Origin of the sequence: Paraburkholderia phytofirmans (genome assembly GCF_046028095.1) — a bacterium.
Lineage (GTDB): Bacteria > Pseudomonadota > Gammaproteobacteria > Burkholderiales > Burkholderiaceae > Paraburkholderia > Paraburkholderia phytofirmans_A.
This window is the reverse complement of record NZ_JAQQDJ010000022.1, coordinates 60,080-82,787: the sequence shown is the minus strand read 5'-3', so window position 1 is coordinate 82,787 and position 22,708 is coordinate 60,080. Positions and strand designations below refer to the sequence as shown.

The 22,708-nt window shown below is 63.5% G+C and carries 19 protein-coding genes; 12 read left to right on the top strand and 7 right to left on the bottom strand.

Annotation, left to right across the window (positions count from 1 at the left end):
- From PQR54_RS36820 to PQR54_RS36810, 3 genes are all read right to left on the bottom strand, one after another.
- The coding region (locus PQR54_RS36820; RefSeq protein WP_408254643.1) for a lipocalin-like domain-containing protein at positions 1-1,002 on the bottom strand (1,002 nt) is incomplete at its 3' end.
- 638 nt (positions 1,003-1,640) lie between these two features.
- Complete coding sequence (locus PQR54_RS36815) at positions 1,641-4,214, bottom strand: FtsX-like permease family protein (RefSeq protein ID WP_408254638.1); 2,574 nt, start codon at positions 4,212-4,214, stop codon at positions 1,641-1,643.
- Positions 4,201-4,938 (bottom strand): ABC transporter ATP-binding protein, encoded by a 738-nt coding sequence (locus PQR54_RS36810; RefSeq protein WP_408254636.1) that lies wholly within the window; start codon positions 4,936-4,938, stop codon positions 4,201-4,203. Before PQR54_RS36810 ends, PQR54_RS36815 begins: the two co-directional genes overlap by 14 nt.
- Positions 4,939-5,636: 698 nt before the next feature.
- Here PQR54_RS36810 and PQR54_RS36805 point away from each other — a divergent pair.
- The 6 genes from PQR54_RS36805 to cysS all read left to right on the top strand — a co-directional run bounded on the left by PQR54_RS36805 (position 5,637) and on the right by cysS (position 13,106).
- Positions 5,637-7,193 carry an NADH-quinone oxidoreductase subunit M gene (locus PQR54_RS36805; RefSeq protein ID WP_408254633.1) on the top strand — a complete coding sequence of 519 codons (1,557 nt, stop codon included), beginning with the start codon at positions 5,637-5,639 and terminating at the stop codon, positions 7,191-7,193.
- Positions 7,194-7,562: 369 nt separating this feature from the next.
- Positions 7,563-8,462, top strand: coding sequence for a ubiquinol oxidase subunit II (gene cyoA, locus PQR54_RS36800; RefSeq protein WP_012426884.1), 900 nt, complete (start codon positions 7,563-7,565; stop codon positions 8,460-8,462).
- Between the two features lie 3 nt (positions 8,463-8,465).
- Entirely contained in the window at positions 8,466-10,454 is a 1,989-nt protein-coding gene (cyoB, locus tag PQR54_RS36795; RefSeq protein ID WP_408254630.1) for a cytochrome o ubiquinol oxidase subunit I, read from the top strand.
- Complete coding sequence (gene cyoC / locus PQR54_RS36790; protein ID WP_012426886.1) at positions 10,454-11,059, top strand: cytochrome o ubiquinol oxidase subunit III; 606 nt, start codon at positions 10,454-10,456, stop codon at positions 11,057-11,059. The genes cyoB and cyoC overlap by 1 nt, the downstream gene beginning before the upstream one ends.
- Positions 11,060-11,392, top strand: a complete 333-nt coding sequence (gene cyoD, locus PQR54_RS36785) for a cytochrome o ubiquinol oxidase subunit IV (protein ID WP_012426887.1) — start codon at positions 11,060-11,062, stop codon at positions 11,390-11,392.
- Between the two features lie 325 nt (positions 11,393-11,717).
- The gene (cysS, locus tag PQR54_RS36780; RefSeq protein ID WP_408254626.1) at positions 11,718-13,106 is read left to right on the top strand and encodes a cysteine--tRNA ligase; all 1,389 of its coding nucleotides are present in this window, start codon (positions 11,718-11,720) and stop codon (positions 13,104-13,106) included.
- A 108-nt stretch (positions 13,107-13,214) separates the two neighbouring features.
- Here the strand turns inward: cysS and PQR54_RS36775 are convergent, their stop codons facing one another.
- Positions 13,215-13,463, bottom strand: a complete 249-nt coding sequence (locus PQR54_RS36775; RefSeq protein WP_408254623.1) for a hypothetical protein — start codon at positions 13,461-13,463, stop codon at positions 13,215-13,217.
- A gap of 320 nt (positions 13,464-13,783) precedes the next feature.
- Between PQR54_RS36775 and PQR54_RS36770 the strand changes: the two genes are divergently transcribed.
- Complete coding sequence (locus PQR54_RS36770; RefSeq protein WP_408254620.1) at positions 13,784-14,176, top strand: carboxymuconolactone decarboxylase family protein; 393 nt, start codon at positions 13,784-13,786, stop codon at positions 14,174-14,176.
- Positions 14,177-14,245: 69 nt separating this feature from the next.
- On the opposite strand, the gene PQR54_RS36765 is transcribed toward PQR54_RS36770, so the two are convergent.
- The 3 genes from PQR54_RS36765 to PQR54_RS36755 all read right to left on the bottom strand — a co-directional run bounded on the left by PQR54_RS36765 (position 14,246) and on the right by PQR54_RS36755 (position 18,460).
- The gene (locus tag PQR54_RS36765) at positions 14,246-14,938 is read right to left on the bottom strand and encodes an HAD family hydrolase (protein ID WP_408254618.1); all 693 of its coding nucleotides are present in this window, start codon (positions 14,936-14,938) and stop codon (positions 14,246-14,248) included.
- A gap of 112 nt (positions 14,939-15,050) precedes the next feature.
- Complete coding sequence (locus PQR54_RS36760) at positions 15,051-16,493, bottom strand: cytochrome-c peroxidase (RefSeq protein ID WP_408254616.1); 1,443 nt, start codon at positions 16,491-16,493, stop codon at positions 15,051-15,053.
- 200 nt (positions 16,494-16,693) lie between these two features.
- Complete coding sequence (locus PQR54_RS36755; protein ID WP_408254614.1) at positions 16,694-18,460, bottom strand: phospholipase C; 1,767 nt, start codon at positions 18,458-18,460, stop codon at positions 16,694-16,696.
- Between the two features lie 398 nt (positions 18,461-18,858).
- Here PQR54_RS36755 and PQR54_RS36750 point away from each other — a divergent pair, with 398 nt between their 5' ends.
- From PQR54_RS36750 to PQR54_RS36730, 5 genes are all read left to right on the top strand, one after another.
- On the top strand, positions 18,859-19,179 hold the full coding sequence (locus PQR54_RS36750) for a YXWGXW repeat-containing protein (RefSeq protein WP_408254613.1): 321 nt from the start codon (positions 18,859-18,861) through the stop codon (positions 19,177-19,179).
- A gap of 315 nt (positions 19,180-19,494) precedes the next feature.
- The gene (locus tag PQR54_RS36745; protein WP_408254611.1) at positions 19,495-20,097 is read left to right on the top strand and encodes an RNA polymerase sigma factor; all 603 of its coding nucleotides are present in this window, start codon (positions 19,495-19,497) and stop codon (positions 20,095-20,097) included.
- The gene (locus PQR54_RS36740; RefSeq protein ID WP_408254609.1) at positions 20,094-20,522 is read left to right on the top strand and encodes a hypothetical protein; all 429 of its coding nucleotides are present in this window, start codon (positions 20,094-20,096) and stop codon (positions 20,520-20,522) included. Before PQR54_RS36745 ends, PQR54_RS36740 begins: the two co-directional genes overlap by 4 nt.
- Positions 20,519-21,037: a periplasmic heavy metal sensor gene (locus PQR54_RS36735; RefSeq protein ID WP_408254606.1), complete on the top strand. Its 519-nt coding sequence runs from the start codon at positions 20,519-20,521 to the stop codon at positions 21,035-21,037. Before PQR54_RS36740 ends, PQR54_RS36735 begins: the two co-directional genes overlap by 4 nt.
- Positions 21,038-21,110: 73 nt before the next feature.
- On the top strand, positions 21,111-22,703 hold the full coding sequence (locus PQR54_RS36730) for a DUF1800 domain-containing protein (RefSeq protein WP_408254604.1): 1,593 nt from the start codon (positions 21,111-21,113) through the stop codon (positions 22,701-22,703).
- The last annotated feature ends 5 nt before the right edge of the window (positions 22,704-22,708 follow it).

The window sequence follows — 22,708 nt, the reverse complement described above, 5'->3', positions numbered from 1 at the left end:
GCCTTCGCGGCTTACCCGCACCGCGCCTTCCCAGTACACCGCGCCCGTCGATTGCCGCGAATCGAGCTCTTGATCGTCCATCAGCGGATCGAGTTTCCACGTTAGCAGACCGGTTTTGACCGCCATCGAGACGGGATAAGAAGTGTTCGTGCGCGGCGAGCGCCATGTGCGAAGCGGCGTAAAGTCGACTTGATCGTGACCGAATGTCGTCACCTCGCCGTCGGGTTTGCGAAATGCGGCATGGGCCCACACGGCTTGTCCGTCGCGACTTCGTACCTTGAAGGCCATCAGCGCAGAGCCGTCGGCGAGGTTGGCGCCCAGCCAATCCCAGCCTACCGCATTGGCGTCGAGCACGGTGCTCGACCATTCGTGATCGAGCCACGCCATTCCCGTGACAGCAGTCTCGCCACGCGACGGGCCGCCTGCCGCGACCGGTCGAACCACGCCGCCAGTCACGCGCAATTGCGGCTCGCTGTAGTAATAACTCGCCTGCTCAGGCCGCGGACCTTTGCGCGAATAGCCGCGTACGCCCTGAATCAAAGGTGCCTGCGTGGGTGTCAACTTGAGATGCAGCGAAAAACCGTTCGCGTCCGCAAAAACGTCGTAGTGACCGTCAGCGGCCCGAACCATTTTCCACGCGTCGAGTTTGACGTCGGTGTTGGCCGGCTTCGCATACGCGAGGCCGAAGCCTTGACGGGCAATGCGTTGATCATGCGTAAGATGGCCGAGCGAGGGATCGCTTAACGCGGCATGGGCAATGATCAATTGCGAAGGCGCGAAAGCGCTCGGATCGGCGGCATCATGTCCGGTTGCGGAACGGAAGAATGTGATCTGAAATCCGAGCGGCTGATTATCCGGCGTGGTGAGCCAACCCGTCGCGTACCACCACTCGGTGCGAAAGGCCGCGTGCGCACCGGTGTCTTGCGGCAGGGAGATTGCGCGATCGGGTGTGACCGCTGCGAATTCGGGCGACGCGGCGAACGCGGGCGACGCAGTCAGCATCAAGATGGGCAGCAAGCCGCGAATACGCCGACCTATGCGCCGATTCGCCGCGCGAGCGGGCTTAACCGGCGGCTTGCATGAAGTCTGGCGTGCAATCGACATGTAACCCGGCACGGTCTGGCCCGACGCCGCGCGCGCGAGCTGCTGCGCACGTGGTTGCAGGACGACGCCGGGTCCGCCACTGGCGACATTGACATAGAAGCGCGCAGACGTCCATGAGATCTTGCGTGCGATCGACGCATGGCCGGGCCTACGCTCGCTCGAAACCGCGCCCGTGATCCGCGGCGCACGTCGCTGCAGAGCGGCGCAATATCCGCCGCCGGTGGCGGGATCGAACCGCGCTCCCGCCCAAAGCACTTCGCGCGCAATCGACGTGTAGCCCGGAATAGTCTCGCGCCAAACCGCGCCCATGATCCACAACTCACGCACTTGCACAGCGGCACAATACCCGCCGCCAGAGGCCAAATCGAAGCGCGCTCCGGCCCGACACACGTCGCGCCCAACCAACGCGTCCTTCGACGAGCTCCCATCCAAACCCACGACCACCGTCCCCGGCTCACGCCGCCACAAAACGCGATCAAAGCGCGCGGCCACCGCCCACACAACCCACCGTGCCAACTCGCGCGAGAAAAACCGCATCACCAATCCTCCTTCACGGCACGCACAGCATCCACCGATACTGCGCCGCGTCCCGCAATCACCGCCGTCGAACACGACGAAGCGAGCATCACCAACGCGACTGTAGCGAGCGCTATCCATGGCACATGCAGTGACATGCTCCAGTGAAACGACTGCGGATTGACGACGAACACCAGAATCAGACTGATCGCAAAGCCGAGCACGAAGCCCAGTGCAATGCCGCACGCGGTGAGCATGCCGCCTTCGAGCGCGAGGATGGCGAACACCTGCGAGCGCGTCACGCCGACGTGCCGCAGCATGCCGAACTCACGCGAACGAGCGAGCGTCTGCGCGGAGAACGTCGCCGCCACGCCGAACAGGCCGATCACGATAGCGACCGCTTCGAGAAGATAGGTGACCGCAAAACTGCGATCGAAAATCACGAGCGTGCGCGCGCGGATTTCACCAGGTAGCGACAAATCCAGGGACGCCCCGAACGGCAGTGCGCGCAGCCCCGCGACAACTTGCTCGACGCCCGTCCCTGGCTGAACGGTGACGGCCACATCGGTTGCACTCGTGTCACCGGTCAAGTGCCGGAAATCGGCAAGCCGTATCTGAATGGCGCCGGTCTGCCGCACGTAATCGCGCCATACGCCCGCCACGACGAACACGTGGCCGCGTTCGCCAAACGGCAATTGAACTCGCTGACCCAGCTTGTATCCATACAGATCGATCATTGCTTCGGATACCCAAACAGGTGTTTCGCCTGCGTGAAGTTCAGTGGGCGGCAGCACGGCTCCGGTCATCTGCAGATTCGCGCCCGGGTCGGCTGCGTCGATCTCGCGCGCGAGCAGCGCGATGTCAGGCCGCGCGGGGTCGAGCGTCAGATGCGAAGTGCGGGCGAATGCGGCTGTTCTAATGCCGGGAACGGTCGCGAGCCGGCTCTGTTCGTCCAACCGCAAACCGCCGGTGTCGCCGTTCGGCGCCACGCGGACATAGAGATCGGCGGAGAGCAGATGAACCAGCCAGTCTTCGACGGAAACCCGGAAGCTGGCCACCATGATGGCCATCGCGACGATCAGCGCAAAGCTCGACAGCACACCGCCCATGGCGATCGACGCATGCCCAGGCGCATTCGCGAGACGCGCGAGCGCCAGCGTGCCGGCCGCGCCGGTCCGGCGTCGCGTGGCGAAAGCACGGCTCGCCGCGCCGAAGATGAGCGCGGTCACGCGCGGCATCAGCGCAATCCCGCCGACCAGCAGCAATGCGACGGCCAGATATCCGCCGATCGGCGCGTCGAACAGCGGCGGCAACTGCGTGAGCACAGCGGCGGCCAGCAGACACAGCAGGGCGGGCCACGGTGTGGCGAGCCGCGCCAACGCGCCTTCTTCGGCGCCCGCCTTCAGCGCCGCAGCGGGCCGCGCACGCGCCGCTTCCAGTGCGGGGGCGAGACTGCCCAACACCGATACGGCCAGCCCGAGCATCAGAAACAACGCGCTCGCCAGCGGTTCGAAGCCGACTTGCGGTTGCACGCCGGGAAAGTAGCCGCCGCCCAGATCGCTGCCGAAAAAATTCAGCGCGCCGCTCGCCATCGCGTAGCCGAGCGCGAGTCCCGCGAGCGAGCCGAGCAGGCCGAGCAGCGCGCCCTCCATCAGGATCTGGCGCAACAACTGGCCGCGCGTCAGCCCAAGCACACGCAGCATGGCGAATTGCGCGCGGCGTCGCACGACGCTCAGCGCCTGCGTCGAAAACACCAGAAACGCGCCGGTAAACAACGCCACCAGCGCGAGCACATTCATATTGATCCGATACGCCCGCGAGAGGCGATCGGTGCGGCTCGCGGCGTCACGCGTTTCGGCAATGACCCACCGGTTGCCGAGCCGCGCCTGCATCTCACGTCTGAAGCGCTCGCGGTCGACGCCGCGTTCGAGCTGCACGTCGACTCGCGACAGCTCGCCCACTTTGCCGAACTTCCACTGCGCGGCGGCGATATCCATGACGGCGAGCCGCTGGCCCGGCCGTGTTCTCACGATGCCGCCCGCCACACGCAAATGCACGATCGAGGTGCCGCTGCGCAGCGCGACGTCGTCGCCGGCTTTCACCTTCAGCCATTGCTGTGCCGCTGTCGAGAGAAACACGGTGTCGGCCGCAAGGCTGTCGAACGGCTTGTCCGGCGACGGCACGCCGATCAGATCGGGCGCAATACGGCTCGCTTTGAACACGTCGATGCCGAGCACCGGCAGTGCGGCGCTCCGTTCGGGCACGGTGACATCGAGTGTGAGCACGGGACTGGCCAGCGCGACGCCGGGCTCGTTGGCGAGTAGCGGATAGATGGTTTCGTCGACTAACGGTTGGGCGCCGCGCACCTGCAGATCGGCTTCGCCCGACAGACTGCGGGCCGCCGCGGAAAATTCGCTGAACGCCGCGCTGTTGATCAACTGCACGGCGTAACCGAGCGCGACGCCGAGCGCGATCGTCGCAATCGCAACCAGGGCGCGCCCGCGATGACTGCGCCATTCGGCGCCGAGCAGCCAGCGCGCCAGAATGCGGTGTCCTCGCAAGCGCGGCAGATGACGAGAATCAGCGGACATCATCGGCAAAAGGCGTGCGGGTACGGGAGCCGAAGGTCGGGGCGCTAGAAGGAGGCGCCGCATGCAAATCGCCGTCGCTCAAAATCAGGATCCGGTCGGCGACGGCCGCGGCGGCTTCCGAATGCGTCACCATGATCGTGGCCGCGCCGGTCGCCTTGCTTTGCGCGCGGAACAGGCCGAGCACTTCGTGCGCGGTATCGGGATCGAGGTTGCCCGTGGGTTCGTCGGCGAGCAGCAGTTTCGGGCGATGCACCAGCGCTCGCGCAATCGCGACACGCTGCAATTCGCCGCCCGAGAGTTGTCGCGGAAAGTCGTCGCCGCGTCCGCCCAGGCCAACCGCCGCGAGCATGTCGAGCGCAGCGGCGGTGGGCAGTTCGTTGAGCAGCAGTGGCAGCGCCACATTCTGCGCAAGCGTCAGATGCGGCAGCACGTGAAACGCCTGGAACACAAAGCCGAGTTTTTGCCGTCGCAGGCGCGTCGCCGCGTTGTCGTCCAGACGCGAAACGGCGCTGCCGTCGATGATCACGTCGCCGCTGTCCGCACTGTCGAGGCCGGCCACCAGATTGAGCAGCGTCGATTTGCCGACGCCGGAATCGCCCATGATCGCGACAAACTCGCCCGCTCCGAGTATGAAATCCAGTTGCGCGAGCACGATGCGGCCTGCGCCGTAGGTCTTGCTGAGCCCGCGGCACTCGAGAGCGGGAACGACGCCTTCGTCACGTAGCATGCGTTTTCCGAAAAGTGTGGCCGGTGAGGGCGGCGTCCGGACGGGCGAAACGCGGACCCAAAAGCGGTGCACTCATGCACGAACATCGGCCCTTGAATCGCCGAAGTATATTCGGCTTCTGTAAGGCACGAAGACGCTCTCGCGGGCCGAGTGCAGCCTGAAAAAACTGAACCGCGCTCAACCGCGTTCGGGAAATTTCAGCGCAGCGTGGCGGATTATTTAGAGCGCACGATCAAAAAAATTTTCTGCTCGTCGGCGAGCAAAATTTTCTCCGGGCGTCTGAAACTCGCGCCTCGACCGCATCACATGCCAGCATGTTCTGTTCCGGGCTCGGATGCGTACCCACGCGTTCGTGCAACATTTTCTAAAAGACCATCAACTGCGCGCTTTTTCGCGCAAAATTCGTCGCCGCGTGTCCGCGCTGGCGGCTTTGTGCATCTGCACATTTTTATCCATTTCGCAAGCGCAGGCGTCGCAACAATACATTGCCAGAGGCTTTGCAGCGTTGTTGCGCTGCAAAAGTATTCTTATCTTGGTAATCTCCCACCCTTGGTCATTCGACTGCGGGTAAACGTGTAGCGGACAACCCCGACTTCACGTCCATTTCAGCGAAATCCAGCCTACATATCCATTTCAATGCTTTTCATTTTGAAAGCGTTGATGCGGCGTTTTGTACTTCAAGTTTTCGATAGAGCCACATGCCATTGCCTCTTCTTAGCCTTCTAATCTGGATCCCTATTGTCGCCGGCGTGGTGGTTTTGCGTGCCGGATCCGACGCGGCACGTAGTCGCACCCGGTGGCTCGCGCTGATCGGCGCGATTGCGGGTTTCCTGCCGGTGATTCCGCTGGTGTCGAATTTCCGCAACGACGTCACGTCGATGCAGTTCGTCGAGAACGCGCGCTGGTCGCCCACCTTCGATATCGCCTGGCATGTGGGCGTGGACGGAATTTCGCTGTGGCTCGTCGCGCTGACCGCGCTCACCACGATCATCATCGTGGTCGCCTCGTGGGAATCGATCACCGAGCGGACCGCCCAGTACTTCGGCGCGTTCCTGATGCTGTCGGGTTTCATGCAGGGCGTGTTTACATCGCTCGACGGCATGCTGTTCTTCATCTCGTTCGAAGCGACGCTGATTCCGCTGTATCTGCTGATCGGCACGTGGGGCCAGTCGAACCGCTCGTACGCCGCGGTGAAGTTCTTCTTCGTGTCGTTCCTCGGCTCGCTGCTGATGCTGATGTCGATGCTGTATCTGTACAGCCAGACGCACAGCTTCGACCTCGCGCTTTGGCGTGAGACGCACCTCGGCACGTGGCCGCAGGTCCTGATCTTCCTCGGTTTCCTCGCCGCGTTCGGCGTGAAGGTGCCGATGTGGCCACTGCACACGTGGCTGCCGGACGTCCACCTCGATGGTCCGACGGGCGCCGCCGTCATGATCGGCATGCTGAAGCTGGGCGGCTACGGTCTGCTGCGTTTCGCGTTGCCGATCGCGCCGCAAGCCAGCCACTTCTTCGCGCCGATGATGATCACGCTCTCGCTCGTCGCGGTGATCTATGCGAGCCTGCTCGCACTCGTGCAGACCGACATGCGCCGTCTGCTCGCGTATTCGACGGTCGCGCACATGGGCCTCGTCACGCTCGGCCTGTTCGTGTTCAACCGCATCGGCCAGGCCGGCGCTATCGTGCAGATGCTGTCGTACGGCGTCGTGTCGGGCGCAATGCTGTTGTGCACGGGCATGCTCTACGACCGCACCAAGACCGCGTCGATCGCCGAGTACGGCGGTGTGGCCAACACCATGCCGCGCTTCGCTGCTTTCGTGATGCTGTTCTCCATGGCCAACATTGGCCTGCCGGGTACCTCGGGTTTCGTCGGCGAATTCATGGTGCTGATGGGCGCGATCCGCTTCAACTTCTGGATCGGCGCGATGGCGGCCACCACGCTGATCCTGAGCGCGGCCTACACGCTGTGGATGTACAAGCGCGTGATCTTCGGCGCGATCGCCAACGCGCGCGTCGCGAACCTCAAGGACCTCGGCAAGCGCGAGTTCGTGCTGCTCGGTGCGATGGCGTTGCTGGTGCTCGCCATCGGCATCAATCCGAAGCCGTTCACCGACGCGATCGATCCGTCGGTCGGCACGCTGCTGGCTCAGTCGGAGCGCTCGGTTCATCCGTCGGACACTGCGCCGGCCGATGGCGGCGAGCATCTGCAAGCCGCGGTGCCGGCACCGGCAGCCGCGACGGTCCGCTCGCCGGGCTGATCGGACGAGATATTGCGCAGACGCAGCATTCATTCGTAGAATGCCGCGCCGCCAACGAGCTTTTCCCTTATGGATCAAGTCTCTTTGCACGCATGACACGCGGCGTGGCCCCTCAGGTCACGTCGCGTTTTCGCGCTTGTTTAAAGGGGTTTTCGCGTTTCGCCGGCATTTCAATACTCGGCAGGAGGGCGTTGCAAACGCTCATCCGCGCGCAGCTATGCGGCAACGTGTCGCACGGTGCTGCGACGCAATAGATCGTTGCTAAATCGAGTGTTTATCGCGGCCTTGCGTGCCCCTATTATGCGAGCGCTTACTATTGGAGAGCGGTCGAATGACGTTCGTTGAAGACGTAAAAAAGAGGCAATGGATATGAAAGGAAAGACTCTGCGAGGGTCGATGAGTTTCATTTCCGCGAGCCTCGTGTTGTTGCTCTCGGGTTGCAGCAACCTCGATATTCTGAATCCGAAGGGGAGCGTGGGTCTGGCGGAGCGTGAGCTGATTGCCACGTCCACCTGGGCCATGCTGATCGTGGTCGTTCCGGTGATCGCGCTCACGCTGCTGTTCGCGTGGCGTTATCGCGCGTCGAATAAAGCCGCCGACTACCGTCCGGGCTGGGTGCATTCGACCGGTATCGAAATCGCCATCTGGACGATTCCGACGCTGATCATTCTGTTCCTCGCCGTGCTGACGTGGAAGACCACGCACGAACTCGATCCGTACAAGCCGCTCGAGTCGCAGGTCAAGCCGATCAACGTCGAAGTCGTCGCGCTCGACTGGAAGTGGCTGTTCATCTATCCGGACCTCGGCATTGCGTCGGTGAACCAGCTGGCGTTCCCGGTCGGCACGCCGGTGAACTTCACGATCACGTCGGACACGGTGATGAACTCGTTCTTCATTCCGCAACTGGGCGGCCAGATCTACGCGATGGCGGGCATGCAAACGCGCCTGCATCTGATCGCGGACGAAGCCGGCAACTACGCGGGCGCCTCGGCGAATTTCAGCGGCAAGGGCTTCTCGGACATGAAGTTCCGCGCGCTCGCCACTTCGCCTGAAGAGTTCAACGCATGGGTTGCGAAAGTGCGCGCTTCGTCGGACAACCTCAGCATGGACCGTTACCACACGGTGTCCGCGCCGACCGAGAAAGAGCCGGTGCGCTACTTCTCGAGCGTCGATCCGAAGCTCTTTCACAACATCATTGCCCGATACAACAACGGCAACGTCCTCGACAACATGAAGGACGCCAACTGTGCGCCAAAGGGCAAGGGGTAACGCATGTTCGGTAAACTTTCACTAGACGCGATTCCGTACCACGAGCCGATCATCATGGTCACGGCCGCGATGATCGCCATCGGCGGTGCGACGCTGCTGGGTCTGATCACCTATTTCGGTAAGTGGCGCTATCTGTGGACCGAGTGGCTCACTTCGGTGGACCACAAGAAGCTCGGCGTGATGTACATCGTCGTGGCGCTGATCATGCTGTTCCGCGGTTTCGCGGACGCGATCATGATGCGTCTGCAACAGGCGCTCGCTTATGCGAACCCGGGCTACCTGCCGCCGCATCACTACGATCAGGTGTTCACGGCGCACGGCGTCATCATGATTTTCTTCATGGCGATGGCGTTCATGATCGGCCTGATGAACATCATCGTGCCGCTGCAGATCGGCGCACGCGACGTCGCGTTCCCGTTCATCAACTCGCTCTCGTTCTGGATGACCGCCGTCAGCGCGATCCTGATCAACATCTCGCTGGTGATCGGTGAATTCGCGCAAACGGGTTGGCTGGCGTATCCGCCGCTCTCCGAACTGCAGTTCAGTCCGGGTGTCGGGGTCGACTATTACCTGTGGAGCTTGCAGCTCTCCGGTATCGGCACCTTGCTCACTGGTGTGAACTTCTTCGCGACGATCGTGAAGATGCGCGCGCCGGGCATGACGTTCATGAAGATGCCGGTGTTCACGTGGACGGCGCTCTGCACCAACGTGCTGATCATGGCCTCGTTCCCGATCCTGACCGTGACGCTCGCGTTGCTGGGTCTGGACCGTTACCTCGGCATGCACTTCTTCACGAACGACGGCGGCGGCAACGCCATGATGTACCTGAACCTGATCTGGGCATGGGGTCACCCCGAGGTGTACATCCTGATCCTGCCGGCGTTCGGTATTTTCTCGGAAGTCGTGGCGACCTTCGCCAAAAAGCCGCTGTTCGGCTACAAGACGATGGTGTGGGCGACCTGCGCGATCATGGTGCTGTCGTTCCTCGTGTGGCTGCATCACTTCTTCACGATGGGTTCGGGCGCTGACGTCAACGCGTTCTTCGGTATCGCCACGATGGTCATTGCCATTCCGACCGGCGTGAAAGTGTTCAACTGGCTGTTCACGATCTACAAGGGCCGCCTGACGTTCACGCCGCCCATCTTGTGGACCATCGGCTTCATGATCACGTTCACGATCGGCGGTATGACCGGCGTGATGATGGCGATCCCGGGCGCGGACTTCGTGCTGCACAACAGCCTGTTCCTGATCGCTCACTTCCACAACGTGATCATCGGTGGCGTGCTGTTCGGTTATCTGGCCGGCTTCAACTACTGGTTCCCGAAGGCGTTCGGCTTCAAGCTGAACGAAAAGCTGGGCAAGGCATCGTTCTGGTTCTGGCAGATCGGTTTCTGGGTGGCGTTCACGCCGCTGTACGTACTCGGTTTCATGGGCATGACGCGCCGTATCAACCACTATGACAACCCGCTGTGGCATCCGTGGCTGATCCTGGCCGCGGGCGGTGCGGCGCTGATCGCTATCGGTATCGCGTTGCAGGTGTTGCAGATCATCGTCAGCATTCGCGACCGCAATCTGCCGCAGAATCGCGACGTCACGGGCGACCCGTGGAACGGCCACACGCTGGAATGGGCGATGAGCTCGCCGCCGCCGGTCTATAACTTCGCGATCATCCCGACGGTGCACAAGCTCGACGCGTTCACCGACATGAAGTCGCGCAAGGAAACTGAGGCCAAGCCGGTGTATCGCGACATTCACATGCCGTCGAATACGTCCGCGGGCGTGATCGCCGGTCTGTTCTCGCTGGTGCTCGGCTTTGCCGGTGTCTGGCACATCTGGTGGCTGGCGATCGTCGGCCTGGTCGGCGCGATCGGCACTGTGATCGTGTATAGCTTCCAGAAGAACGAAGGCTATTACATCCCGGCCGCCACGGTCGCGGAAATTGAAGAGAAACGCTCTGGCGCCGGTGCGCGAGTCGCGTTGGAGGTGGATTGATGTTGACCAAGACTATGGATGCCCACTCGCATCACGACGCGGACCACGTACCGTCGCAATCGGTGTTCGGCTTCTGGTTGTATCTGATGACCGACTGCATCATCTTCGCGGCGCTGTTCGCAGTGTTCGCGGTGATGGGCCACCAGTTCGCGGGCGGTCCGAGCGGCAAGGATCTGTTCGAGATCCCGGGCGTCGCGCTCGAAACGACCATGCTGCTCCTGAGCAGCATCACGTACGGCTTCGCGATGCTCGGCGCGCACAAGAACCGCAAGGGCGTGCTGCTGTTCTGGCTCGGCGTGACTTTCCTGCTCGGTCTCGCGTTCCTCGTGCTGGAACTGCGCGAGTTCTCGCACCTGATCGCCGAAGGCGCCGGCCCGAGCCGCAGCGCGTTCCTGTCGTCGTTCTTCACGCTGGTCGGCACGCACGGCCTGCACGTCACGTGCGGGCTGATCTGGATGGTGGTGCTCGCCATTCAGGTGATCAGCCATCGTGATCTGACCGAACGCGACATGATCCGCCTGACGTGCCTGAGCCTTTTCTGGCACTTTCTGGACGTCGTGTGGATCGGCGTCTTCACCTTTGTCTATCTCGCGAGCGTGATCTAAATGGACCATAGCCATAACGCCCACGCAGGTGAAAGTCACGGCAGCATCGGCAGCTATACGACGGGCTTCATTCTCTCCGTCGTTCTGACCGTTGCCGCTTTCGGCCTCGTCATGACCGGCACGTTGACGGGCGAAAACGCGTTGCTGGCGATCGCGGGCCTCGCGCTCGTGCAGATCGTCGTGCACCTGATTTTCTTCCTGCATCTGAATACGTCGTCGGAGCAGCGCTGGAATGTGATGGCGTTTGCCTTCACGCTGCTGACCGCGGTCATCGTGATCGGCGGCACGTTGTGGGTCATGCACAACGTCAGCATGCACATGATGTCGCGCTAAACGAACGATCATTCCGTTCGAAACGAAGCCCCGCAAGGCGAAAGTCCTGCGGGGCTTTTTCATGCGACGCACGCGGGCGCGCGGTTCAACGGAAGCGCGCCGACGATTGACCGCACCGGCAACCCCGCGTTAGGATCGTTGCCATGATCGCTTCTATCCTTTCCCGTCCGCATTCTTTGCGCGCATGCTGTCACAGCCTGCCGAGGGGAGCTTGCGTCTAGCAAGTCGATCTGCGCACATTCGCATCCCTGAGGCCACCCGTCACGCGACCGGTGGCCTTTTTGCTTTGAACGCTCTTTGAACACCCGGCGCCTGGAGACATCACATGCCGCTTCGCCTGCACGACACCTGGACGCGCACCGTGCGCGAATTCACGCCGATTCATCCGGATCACGTCGGCCTGTATTGCTGCGGCCCGACGGTGTACGACCACGCGCATATCGGCAATCTCCGCACCTACGTGTTCGAAGACGTGCTGCGGCGCGCGCTGGTGTTGAACGGATACAACGTGCGGCACGTGGTGAATATCACCGACGTCGGCCATCTCGTATCCGACGCCGACGAAGGCGAGGACAAGATGGAGAAGGGCAGCCGGCGCACTGGCGAATCGGCGTGGGCGATCGCCGAGCGGTATACGGCGGCCTTCATGAACGACTGGCGCGCGCTCAACCTGCTGGAGCCCGCGCTCTGGTGCCGCGCAACCGATCACATCGCGGAGCAGATCGACTTTATCGCCGACCTCGAGCGCAACGGATACACCTACCGCACGGCCGACGGCGTCTATTTCGACACCAGCAGGCAGGATGACTACGGCTATCTGGCGCGTCTGGATGTTGCGGGCTTGCAGGCGGGCAAACGTGTCGCGTCCGGCGAGAAGCAGCGCGCGACCGACTTTGCGCTGTGGAAATTCAGCCCGCCCGGCGCCACGCGGCAAATGGAGTGGGACAGTCCCTGGGGCCGCGGCTTTCCCGGCTGGCATATCGAGTGCTCGGCGATGTCGGCGAAGTATTTGAGCCCGTGGTTCGACATCCATTGCGGCGGCGAAGATCACATTCCCGTGCATCACAGCAACGAGATCGCGCAAACCCAGGCGCGCCACGGCACGCGTCTGGCCAACTTCTGGATGCACGGCCATTTTCTGTTGCTGGACGCCGGCAAGATGTCGAAGTCGGGCGGCGACTTCGTGCGTTTGCAGACGTTGATCGAGCGGGGCAACGATCCGCTCGCGTATCGCTATTTATGCCTGAGCGCGCACTACCGTAGCAGCCTGCGCTTCAGCGAGGCCGCGCTGGATGCCGCGCAAGCCGCACTGGATCGTTTGCGCCGCAGCTATGCGCGATGGCCGCAAGGCGGCACACCGGACGCCGCGAGCGTGGCGCGCTTCAAGGCAGAGGTCGATTACGATCTGAACCTGCCGCGGGCGCTAGCCGTGTTGTGGGACGTGGTCAGAAGCGATCTGCCGGAGGCGACGCGAAGGGCTACCGTCGATTGTTTCGATGCCGTGCTTGGACTGGGCCTCGCCGATTGGCGGGAAGACGATATTGCCGAGATTCCAGCGGATATCGCAGCGCTAGCGAGTGAACGCGAGCAGGCACGCGCCGCGAAGCAGTGGGCCGAAGCGGACCGTTTGCGTGACGTGTTGAGGGCAGCCGGGTGGCTGCTGGAAGACAGCGCGAACGGCCCCGTGCTGCACCGGCGCGACAAAGGGCAATAGCGCGAAATACAGACAGACCGGCAGACAGGCAGACCGACAGACGGCGCGGCGGCAGCGTTCAGGCTTGCGCGACCGCCGCGCCGTTTTCCATCGGGCCTTGCCGGCACACTACAGCGGCACCACCTTCGGTTCCGAGTGCGAAGGCAGGTTGCCGAACGGGAAGTACACCGGCCCGCAACCGAGATGAACCGGCGGGAATGCATCCCAGCCACGTCGAATGAGCGCGGGCTGTTCAAGGCCACCGCAACCGGACGGCGCTTCACGCTTCAGATACGCAATACCGCCGCGAATGGATAACGAAGCCGCGCTGTCGAGTACGTCGATGCGGGGCAGGTCTTTGAGGACGAGCGTTTTCATGGTGGATCTCCAGCGGAGTGAGTGGATCAGGGTGGATCGAGGAGGGCGGAAAAATGCCGCACTCAAGCGCTTGGTTGCACACACCATGCCATCGGCGGCAAAGCCGCGTGCCGCTTGTTTCTCCACTGTTTTCCAAAGCAGGTGTGATGGAGACCGGCCAACTTGCTGCGAGGCGATGTCGGCCATTCGCCGACATCCGTCCGCTCGTCATTCGGTTTTATCGCGCGCGCTGAAAATCACGTCACAATAGACCGCCACCGCGAATCGTGCACAAGGCGCGCAGGGTTCGCGGAATCTCGTCAGCAAGGAAAGGAGAACGCATGAGCCAGATCAAAGCCGTCGAATACGCCGCGGCGCCGCCGGAAGTCAAAGCCGTGTACGACGATATCAAGCAGACCCGTCAGGTCGACGACGTCAACAACTTCTGGAAGTACATCGCCCAGCATCCGCCAACTCTCGCGCGCACGTGGGACAGCCTGAAGGACGTGATGGCGCCCGGCGCGCTCGATCCGCTCATCAAGGAACTGCTCTACGTCGCGGTGAGCGTGACGAACAATTGCGGTTACTGCGTGGCGAGCCACACGGCGGCCGCGCGCCGCGCCGGCATGACCGACGAGATGTTCGGCGAATTGCTCGCGGTCGTGGGTATGGCGAATGAGACGAACCGGCTGGCAGTGGGATACCGCGTGCCAATCGATCCGGCTTTCGAGTAAGGGTTGCGGCGAGCGTCAGAGTCGGCGCGGGATGCGGCGCGCAGGCCAGCGCCGAAGCCAGCACCTTCGTCAATGCGTTTGAGCGCGCCATCCCGCCAGCAAGGCGGGCAACGCGCCCATGTCCCTGAACACATGCGTGGCACCCGCGCCATGCAAGGCGGTCGCGCTGCTGTGGCCGAGTTCGAGCGGACAATAACCGAACACCGTGGCGCCCGCGGCCACGCCCGCGGTCGCGCCGGTCACCGTGTCTTCGATCACCGCGCAACGGCGCGGATCCACACCCAGCGCCGCGGCCGCCGCCAGATAGACATCGGGAAAGGGCTTGCTACGAGGCATTTCATGGCCGCTGAAAATGCGTTCTTCGAAGCAGTCGAAAATGCCCGCCTTCACCAGTTGCATTTCCACCTTGATACGATCCGCGCCCGACGCCACCGCAATGCGCCCATTCAGCGCCGCATGAAGCGCGCGCACCGCATCCGGCGCGCGGGGAATCGCGACCAGTTCGAGATCCAGCGCCGCATTGCGTCGCTCGCGAAACTGCATGAGCCAGTCGGTCGTGATCGCGACGCCGGTGCGCGCTTCGATCAGCGGGGCTTCGTCCCGGACGGCTTTGCCGACGAAAATACGCATCGTCTCTTCGACGCTCAAATGCCAGCCCAGCTCCCCGAGCATTTCGGTGAGCACGCGGTTGGTGATGGGTTCGGAGTCGACGAGCACGCCGTCGCAGTCGAAGAGTACGGCGTCGAAGGGGAAATCGGCCATCGGGCAGGGTACGGATAAAGTTCGCGGAACCGGCAAGGATACCTCACCGGCTCGCGCGCCGCAGCGCAAAGGCCGCGTGAGCGGCCTTTGCGGCAAGTCGACGCATGCAACCTCAGTTCTTGTACCCGTCGCTCAGCGTTTTCATGAACGCGATGATGTCCTGAATATCCTCATCGGTCATTGCCGGTTGATCACCGAACTTGCGGTCGAACGGTGCGTCGGCCACGTCGACGTTGGCATGGTACTGAGCCGGCAGATCGTTGTACTTCTGCACCTTGCCCGACGCATCGCGCGGATAGATTTTCTCCGGCGACGTATTGCGCAGATTGTAGAAGTCCATCACCTGCTTGAGATCGTGGTACACGCCGTTGTGGAAAAACACCTTGCGTTCAGCCGAATTACGCAGCGTCGGCGTGAGGAACATGCCGCAATACTGCGTCTGTTTGGCGAGGTCGTCGCGGAACGGCCCGCACACGCCCATATCGAAGAACTTCGGATCCTTGTTGGCGGGAATCGCCGGATTACGCGGCACGCCGAGCGCTTCGTATTGCGTGTCGGTGAACACCGGCGGCAAGCCGTCCTTGCTCGGCTGGCTCAAGTGACAGCCGGCGCAGTTCGCCTTGTCCTTGTCGTTGAACAGCTGCAAGCCGTGCAGCTCGGCATGCGTCAAGCGCGCCTTGCCTTCGAGCCAGTAGTCGTACTTGCTGCTGAACGCGTGGAACGACGGATCCTCGATCTGATAACGTCCGACGGCGAACATCGCCTCGGACACCATCAGGCTCGGATTGGTGACGATGCCGGGTCCGAAGATCTGCTTGAATTGGTCTAGGTATCTGGTCGCCAGCAGCTTGCGGGCGACGTCCCCGGGCGTTGCGTTGGCCATTTCCACCGGGTTGGTCAAAGGTCCGAGGGCCTGGTCCTGCAAAGTATCGACACGGCCGTCCCAGAACAAGCCGCCTTGCGGCACCATCGCCGGAGCGGCGGGCGCGGCGAGCGCCGTCTTCTGCGCGCGCTGCACGCCGGCGGCTTGCGTGGCCAGTTGCGTCATATCCACCGGCACGTCGGTGTCGCCCTGATCCGGGCCGATGCTGAACGGCGCCTGGCGATACAGATACGTGAGCGAAGGCGGCGGACGATAACCCGCCTGGTTCATGTGCGCGCCGCCGAGTTGCACCGGGAATGCGTTATCCGGCGCATACGAATGCTGCGGCGAGTGGCACGAAGCACACGACTGCGTGCCCGAGGCCGACAAACTCTGGTCGAAGAAAATCTGTTTGCCGAGCAGCGCCACGGCGCTCAGCGGTGCATTCTGCGGACGCATCAACGTCACCGGATGCGGATTCGCGCCGGTGATCTCCTCGACGATCTCGCCGACCGCGGACGGCATACGTTCCGGATACACGAGCGCGTACGCGCAGTAGACGATGATCGCGAGCACGATACTGGCCGCGCTCCACGCGAGCAGCCTGAGCCACGAGCGGCGGGTAATCACGGGGCCGGGCTCGCCGCCCGCGGGCAGATGCGAAGGCAATGCGGCGTCAGAAGGATGGTTCATGGCGGTGATGACAGATGATTCGATCGGCTGCGATAAAAAGCAAAATCGAGCCAGCACGTTTGCACTGGCTCGACGCCCAACTACGACTAAGGATGCATGACGCTTTTCACCATGCGCCGCCGTGCGGCGTGAGGCACGCATGAGACTCGTGCATCACGCAACGGCAAGCGGAAGAGAAGAGCGAGAGGCAAATCCGCGGATCAGATCGCCGGCGCTGTGGCCAGCTTCGTGCCAAGGTTCTGATCCAGGAACAGCGTCGGATTGTTGCCGGAGCCCGTGAAGTTGAACATGTTCATGATGCTGCCGGCCGTCGCGTCGAACGAACCGCCGCCCAGGCGCTGACCGCCCAGCCAGTTGTCCTCGATGAAGCGCACCACGGAAGCCTGCGTGATCGGCGTATCGTCGACGAAGTTGACCTTCGCCCACGGCGACACCACGATAAACGGCGTACGCGTACCCGGACCGCAACGGCCGTTCACCGCGCCGCCGTTCACGCCTTGCGGCTGCACTGCGCCCGCTGCCGTGCACTGACCCACGCCGCTCAGGTTGTCGGAGCCCGCCACCGTCTTGCCGCCCGCGGATTGTGCCGTGGTCGAATCGAACGATGCGCTCGTCGGTGCCTTGAAACGGTGGTCGTACCAGCCGTCCGAATCGTCGTAGGCGATGATCACGGCGGTGTTCTTCCAGTCAGGCTGCTGTTGCAGGAAGTTGATCACCTTGGTCACGAAAGCCTGTTCGTCGATCGGATCCGAGTTGCCCGGGTGGCCGTCACCGATCGCCGGCGCCTTCAGGAAGTTCACCGACGGATAGTTGCCCGCCTTCACCGCGGCGAAGAAGTCGTCGGTGTCGTACTGGTGGTGCACCGGCGTGGCCGTGTTGTCGAGCGGATCCGTGGAGCCGATCACCGCTGTCGACGACGGACGCGTATGCGCCAGGTTAGCCGTGCTCGCGTAGTACTGGAACCACGCGTGATGCTGCACGTAGTCGGCCTTGGTCGCGTTCAGCACTTGTGAGAAGGTCGAGCGTGCGCAGCCCACCGTACCGTTCGGGTTGACGGTCTGCAGGTTGAAGCCGCCCATGAAGCCGCCCCACGTCAGGCCCTTCGCGTTGAGCAGGTCGCCGATGTTCTTGTTATTCGACGACATTGCGCCGGTCACCGTGCTCTTTGCCGCGATCGTGCAGACGTCGCCGGTCGGGTCGAGGTCGCCGATCATCGTGAAGCTGCCTGCCGAGTCGGGAATCGCATTGGCCGACGTGCCGCCGCTCACGACCACGCCGTTGTTCTGGCCGGACACCACTTCGAGCGCACCCGGCGTCGACGGACCGTAGGTGTCCGTGTACGCGTTCTGGTTCATCGCGAAGTTCTGCGCGTAGTTCCACAGAGCCGTGACCGTGTTGCCGTCGAAGTAGCCGAGCACCTGGCCCTTCGTGGCGAACGCGCCGGTGCTGCCGGCGATGGTCGAGGTGGCTGCCGTGAAGAGCGGGAACGCGTCCATCGCGCCGTTGTTATAGGCGAGTTCTTCGGCCGCGTAGGCGTGGTTCTGGCTCGACGTATTGGCTTGCGAACGGTCCAGGCGGAACGGCAGCAGATCGGCCGCCGGCAGGCCGAGGCCCGCGATCGTCACGCTGCCGACCGTGCGGCCCGCCGTGTTCGGCGAGGTGGCCAGCGCGTTCGGGTTGGCCGTGATCAGGTTGTTGCTGCTGAGGTTGTTGACCGTCGGCGTGCCCGCGGCTGCCACGAATTGCGGCTCGCCGGTCGGGTTGGAAGCGTTCGGATACGTGCCGAAGTAGTGATCGAACGAAACGTTCTCGCCGAAGATCACCACGACGTGTTTGATCGGCGTGGCCGTGGCCACGGCGTCCTGAGCCGATACCACCGGCGCAGGCGTGTTCACGCTGTTATTGCCGCAAGCCGCGAGCGTAAGCAGCGCCGCAAACGGGATGGGTAAGAGGGTTCTACGGAACATTTGAAAGGCTCCAGATTCGACTTCGCCGTTCAGCGTTTGCATCGACGTAGGTGTGGATGTTTCGCTGGGGATATTGTTAGAAATACAGCTGGTGCTAGTAGTCTTACCGCGACAAACTGCGCGCATTGGACCATTCGTTAATTAAGATTTCGGGGCGCGAACCTTACCGAAGCCCTCGCTTTTTATTCATTTGCATAACCTTTGCTGTCGTTAAGCTGACGCCACATTGCAATGCGGAACCGGCTGCGACGCTGCGCCTCGCGTTTCACCACGGTTTTTCCCGCATCCTTCTTTCCTTTCGATTTTTCACACTGCCGCAGCGACGGATTGTTTTCGCTGCTGCGTTCAACAGGAAACGGAGCCGCTTTCCGGCTTCGGCTTTGATGGGAGAAACCAACATGACATCCAGCAAACCGGTTCGTCTGCTTACCGCCATGCTGACTGCCGCGCTGACCGGCGCCGCCACGCTCAGCGCCGCGCCGGCCCTCGCGCAGGCGGTGATCGTCGCGCCGATGGCGCCGCCGCCTGCGCGCGTCGAAGTGGTGCCGGCGCCGCGTGCGGGTTACGCATGGGATCCGGGCCACTGGCGCTGGGTCGAGGGCCGATATGTCTGGGTGGGCGGCCACTGGCAGGCGGTGCGCGTGGGTCATCGCTGGGTGCCGGGACACTGGGTGGCGCGCGGTCCGAACTGGCGCTGGGTGGAAGGCCACTGGGCATGACCCGGCAGCGCCACGGCGGTCGATTTTTTTCGACCCGCTGCGTCCCTCAACCAGGCAGACTGTTATGAAAACGCTCGTGATGATTCTGCTGGCGGCCACGCTCGCCGGCTGTGTGGTGTACCCGGCGCGGCCGGCCTACTATCGGCCGGCGGTCGTCGTATATTGATTGCGCTCGTGCATGGCGAGACGCCGTCTTCGCTATCCGCGCGCACTGTTGGAACCAGTGCGCGTGCAACCATCCGTGTGAGGGGTAGCCGGCATGAGAGGCATCGGAAGGAGTGGCTTGTGCGTGACTGAAGTTCGTTCAGCGGCGCGTTGCATGCGGCGCCACGCACTCGCGCCGAGGAGCGCCATGCCTTGAGCGAACGCGACCCCGACGCGGAATTGCTCGAACAGATCGGCCGGCAAGATCCGGCCGCCGTCCGCTCGCTCGTCTCGCGCAAGCTGCCGCGTCTGCTTGCGCTCGCCACCCGCATGCTGGGCGACCGCATGGAAGCGGAAGACGTGGCGCAGGAGGTGTTCGTGCGCATCTGGAAACAGGCGTCGCGCTGGCGGGAAGGCGAGGCGAAGTTCGACACGTGGGTTCATCGCGTCGCGCTCAATCTCTGCTATGACCGGCTGCGCGGCCGGCGCGAAGAGCCGCGCGACGAGATGCCCGAGGAGGCCGATCCCGCGCCGCTGCCTGAGGCCGGACTCGAAGCGCGCGCCCAGGACCAGCGGGTTCGCGATGCGCTCGCCGCGTTGCCGGCACGCCAGCGCGAGGCGCTGGTACTCAACTATTACCAGGAGATGTCGAACATCGACGCCGCGGCCCTGATGGGCATCAGCGTCGATGCGTTGGAAAGTCTGCTGGCACGCGCGCGCCGCAATCTGCGCGCTCAACTGGCCGGCAGCGGCCTTAGCAAGGACAAGTCATGACGCCCGAAAGATTTCAGCAGATCGTCGAGGCCTACGGCGCCGAGCCGTGCCGCTGGCCGCAACAGGAGCGCGCGGCGGCGCAGGCGTGGGCGCACTCGCATCGCGCCGAGGCCGACGCGCTGCTGGCGCAGGCGGCCGGCGTCGATGCGTGGCTCGCCGCCGACAAGGTCGAGCCGCCGGGCGCGGCCCTGCTCGAGCGCGTGCTCGACAGCGCGCCGGTGCGGCAGCCGGCGCCGCCACGACGCCGCCTGTGGTGGTCGGGCGCGGCGGTCGCGGGCGTGGGGCTGCTGGGCGGCGTAGCCGGCGCTTTCGCCGTGTCGTTCTTCGTGTTGACGGAGACCGGAGCGCAGGCTCCGCTCGCGCATGAGTCGTCTTATTTGACTTCGAGCTTCGGTGGGTCGTCCGCCGATTGGAGCGACGAATGAACGGCCGATCCTGGAAAGTCTTGCTGGCGGCCTCGCTGGTGCTGAATGTGTTTCTGGTGGGCGCGATTGTCGGGGGTGCCTATCAATGGTTTGCCGCGCACGGTGCGGCGGCGCCCGTGCAGGCGCAGCAGCGCGCGCTGCGTTTCGCCGCGCAAACGCTCTCAGCCGAGCGCCAGAAAGCCTTTATCGACGGCCTGAAAGACGCACGCCGCGACGGCCGGCAATATGCCCGCGAAGGCCGCGAAGGGCGTCGCGAAGTGTTGCGTCTGCTGGCGGCGCCGCAGTTCGATCGTGCCGCGCTGGACGCCGCGCTCGAGCGCACGCGTGAGGCCGACAGCCATCTGCGCGCGCAAGTGGAAGGCAGTGTGGCCGACTTCGCGGCGACCTTGTCGCCCGAGGAGCGCGTTCAATTCGCCGACAGCCTGAAGGTGCGCGGGCAATGGCGCGAACCCGCGCCCGCGCCAAATGTGAAGAAGCCGGCGAATCAGGCATCGAGCGAAACGTCGGGCGAGTAAAAAGACTGCAGCAGCTGCGACGGATTTTTGCGTGACAGCCGTTTAAAGACTATCCACAGCCGAAGAGGATGGTATGGCCAACTCACCGAACCTGAACGCCGCGGCGATTGCGCTGAACCGTTTCGGCCTGGGTGCGCGCGTCGACGACACGTCGCCCGCCGATCCGAAAGGCTGGCTGCTTGCGCAGTTCGAACAGTACCAGGCGCGACCGGCTGCATGGGCGAATCAGCCCGACTCGGTGGCGCTTTCTATTGAACTCTTACAGCAGCGCATGCAGTTCAATCAGCAGGCTCGTCAGAGTGCGAGCGAGGGCACGGCGACGAGTCCCGCGAACGCGCAAAACATGGCTATGCCTGAGGGGCAAACCCGTAGTCAGGCGAAGGCGCAGACAAACGCACAAGCAAACGCACAAGCAAACGCGCAGGCCGCCGCACCCACCTCAACGCAATCAAACGCGCTAACCGCCAGGCAAGCCGAACGAAAAGCGATCCGCAGCGAAATACTCGACATGTACCGCTCATCGGTGAATGCACGGGTGACCAGTGCGCTGACCACGCAGACGCCGTTCATCGAGCGGCTGGTGCATTTCTGGTCCAACCACTTCGCGGTCTCCACCGAAAAGCCCGGTGTCGCGGTGCTGGCCGGTTCGTTCGAGGCCGAAGCGATTCGTCCGCACGTGCTGGGCCGCTTCGAAGACATGCTGGTGGCCGTCGAACGTCATCCGGCCATGCAGGTGTTTCTCGATCAGACGCGCTCGGTCGGACCGGACAGCACGGCGGCCATGCGTGCCGCGCAGCGCAATCCGGAGCGCAAACGCGGCCTGAACGAAAACCTCGCGCGCGAAATCATGGAGCTGCACACGCTCGGCGTGCGCAGCGGCTACAGTCAGGACGACGTCACCGAATTCGCCCGCGCGCTGACCGGCTGGAGCGTCGCGGGCAATCCGGCCAATCCCGCCAACCCCGGCAACGCGGGCCGGCTAGCGATGCAGCAGAACGCCGCGCCGGGCACCTTCGTGTTTCGCGCCGCGCTGCACGAACCCGGCTCGCGGACCATCATGGGCCGCCGCTACGATCAGCCCGGAGAAGAGCAGGCGCTCGCGATTCTGCACGACCTCGCGAGCGCGCCGGCCACCGCGCAGCATATCGGCGGCAAGCTGGCCCGTCATTTCGTCGCCGATAATCCGCCGCCCGGCGTGAGCGAACATCTGGCCAGCGCATTCGAGCGCAGCGGCGGCGATCTGCCGGCCGTCTATCGCGCGTTGATCGACATGCCGCAAGCGTGGTCGCCCACCGCCGTGAAATTCAAAACGCCGTGGGAGTGGACCATTTCGTCGATGCGCGGACTCGGCTGGCAAGACCTCGGCAAGCTGCAGACGGCGCCCATTCTCACGCAGCTCGGCCAGCCGGTGTGGCGTCCGGGCTCGCCCGCCGGTTACGACGACATCGCCGCGAGCTGGGCCGCGCCCGACGCGCTCGTGCGCCGGGTCGAAGTGGCGCAGCGTTTCGCGTCGCAAGTCGGCGACCGGCTCGATGCGCGCGCACTCGGCCAGACCCTGCTCGCCGGTTCGCTCAGCGCGCCGACGGCCACGGCGGTATCGCGTGCCGAAAGCGCGTCGACGGCGATCGCGTTGTTGCTGGTCTCGCCGGATTTTCAACGGAGATGAATGCC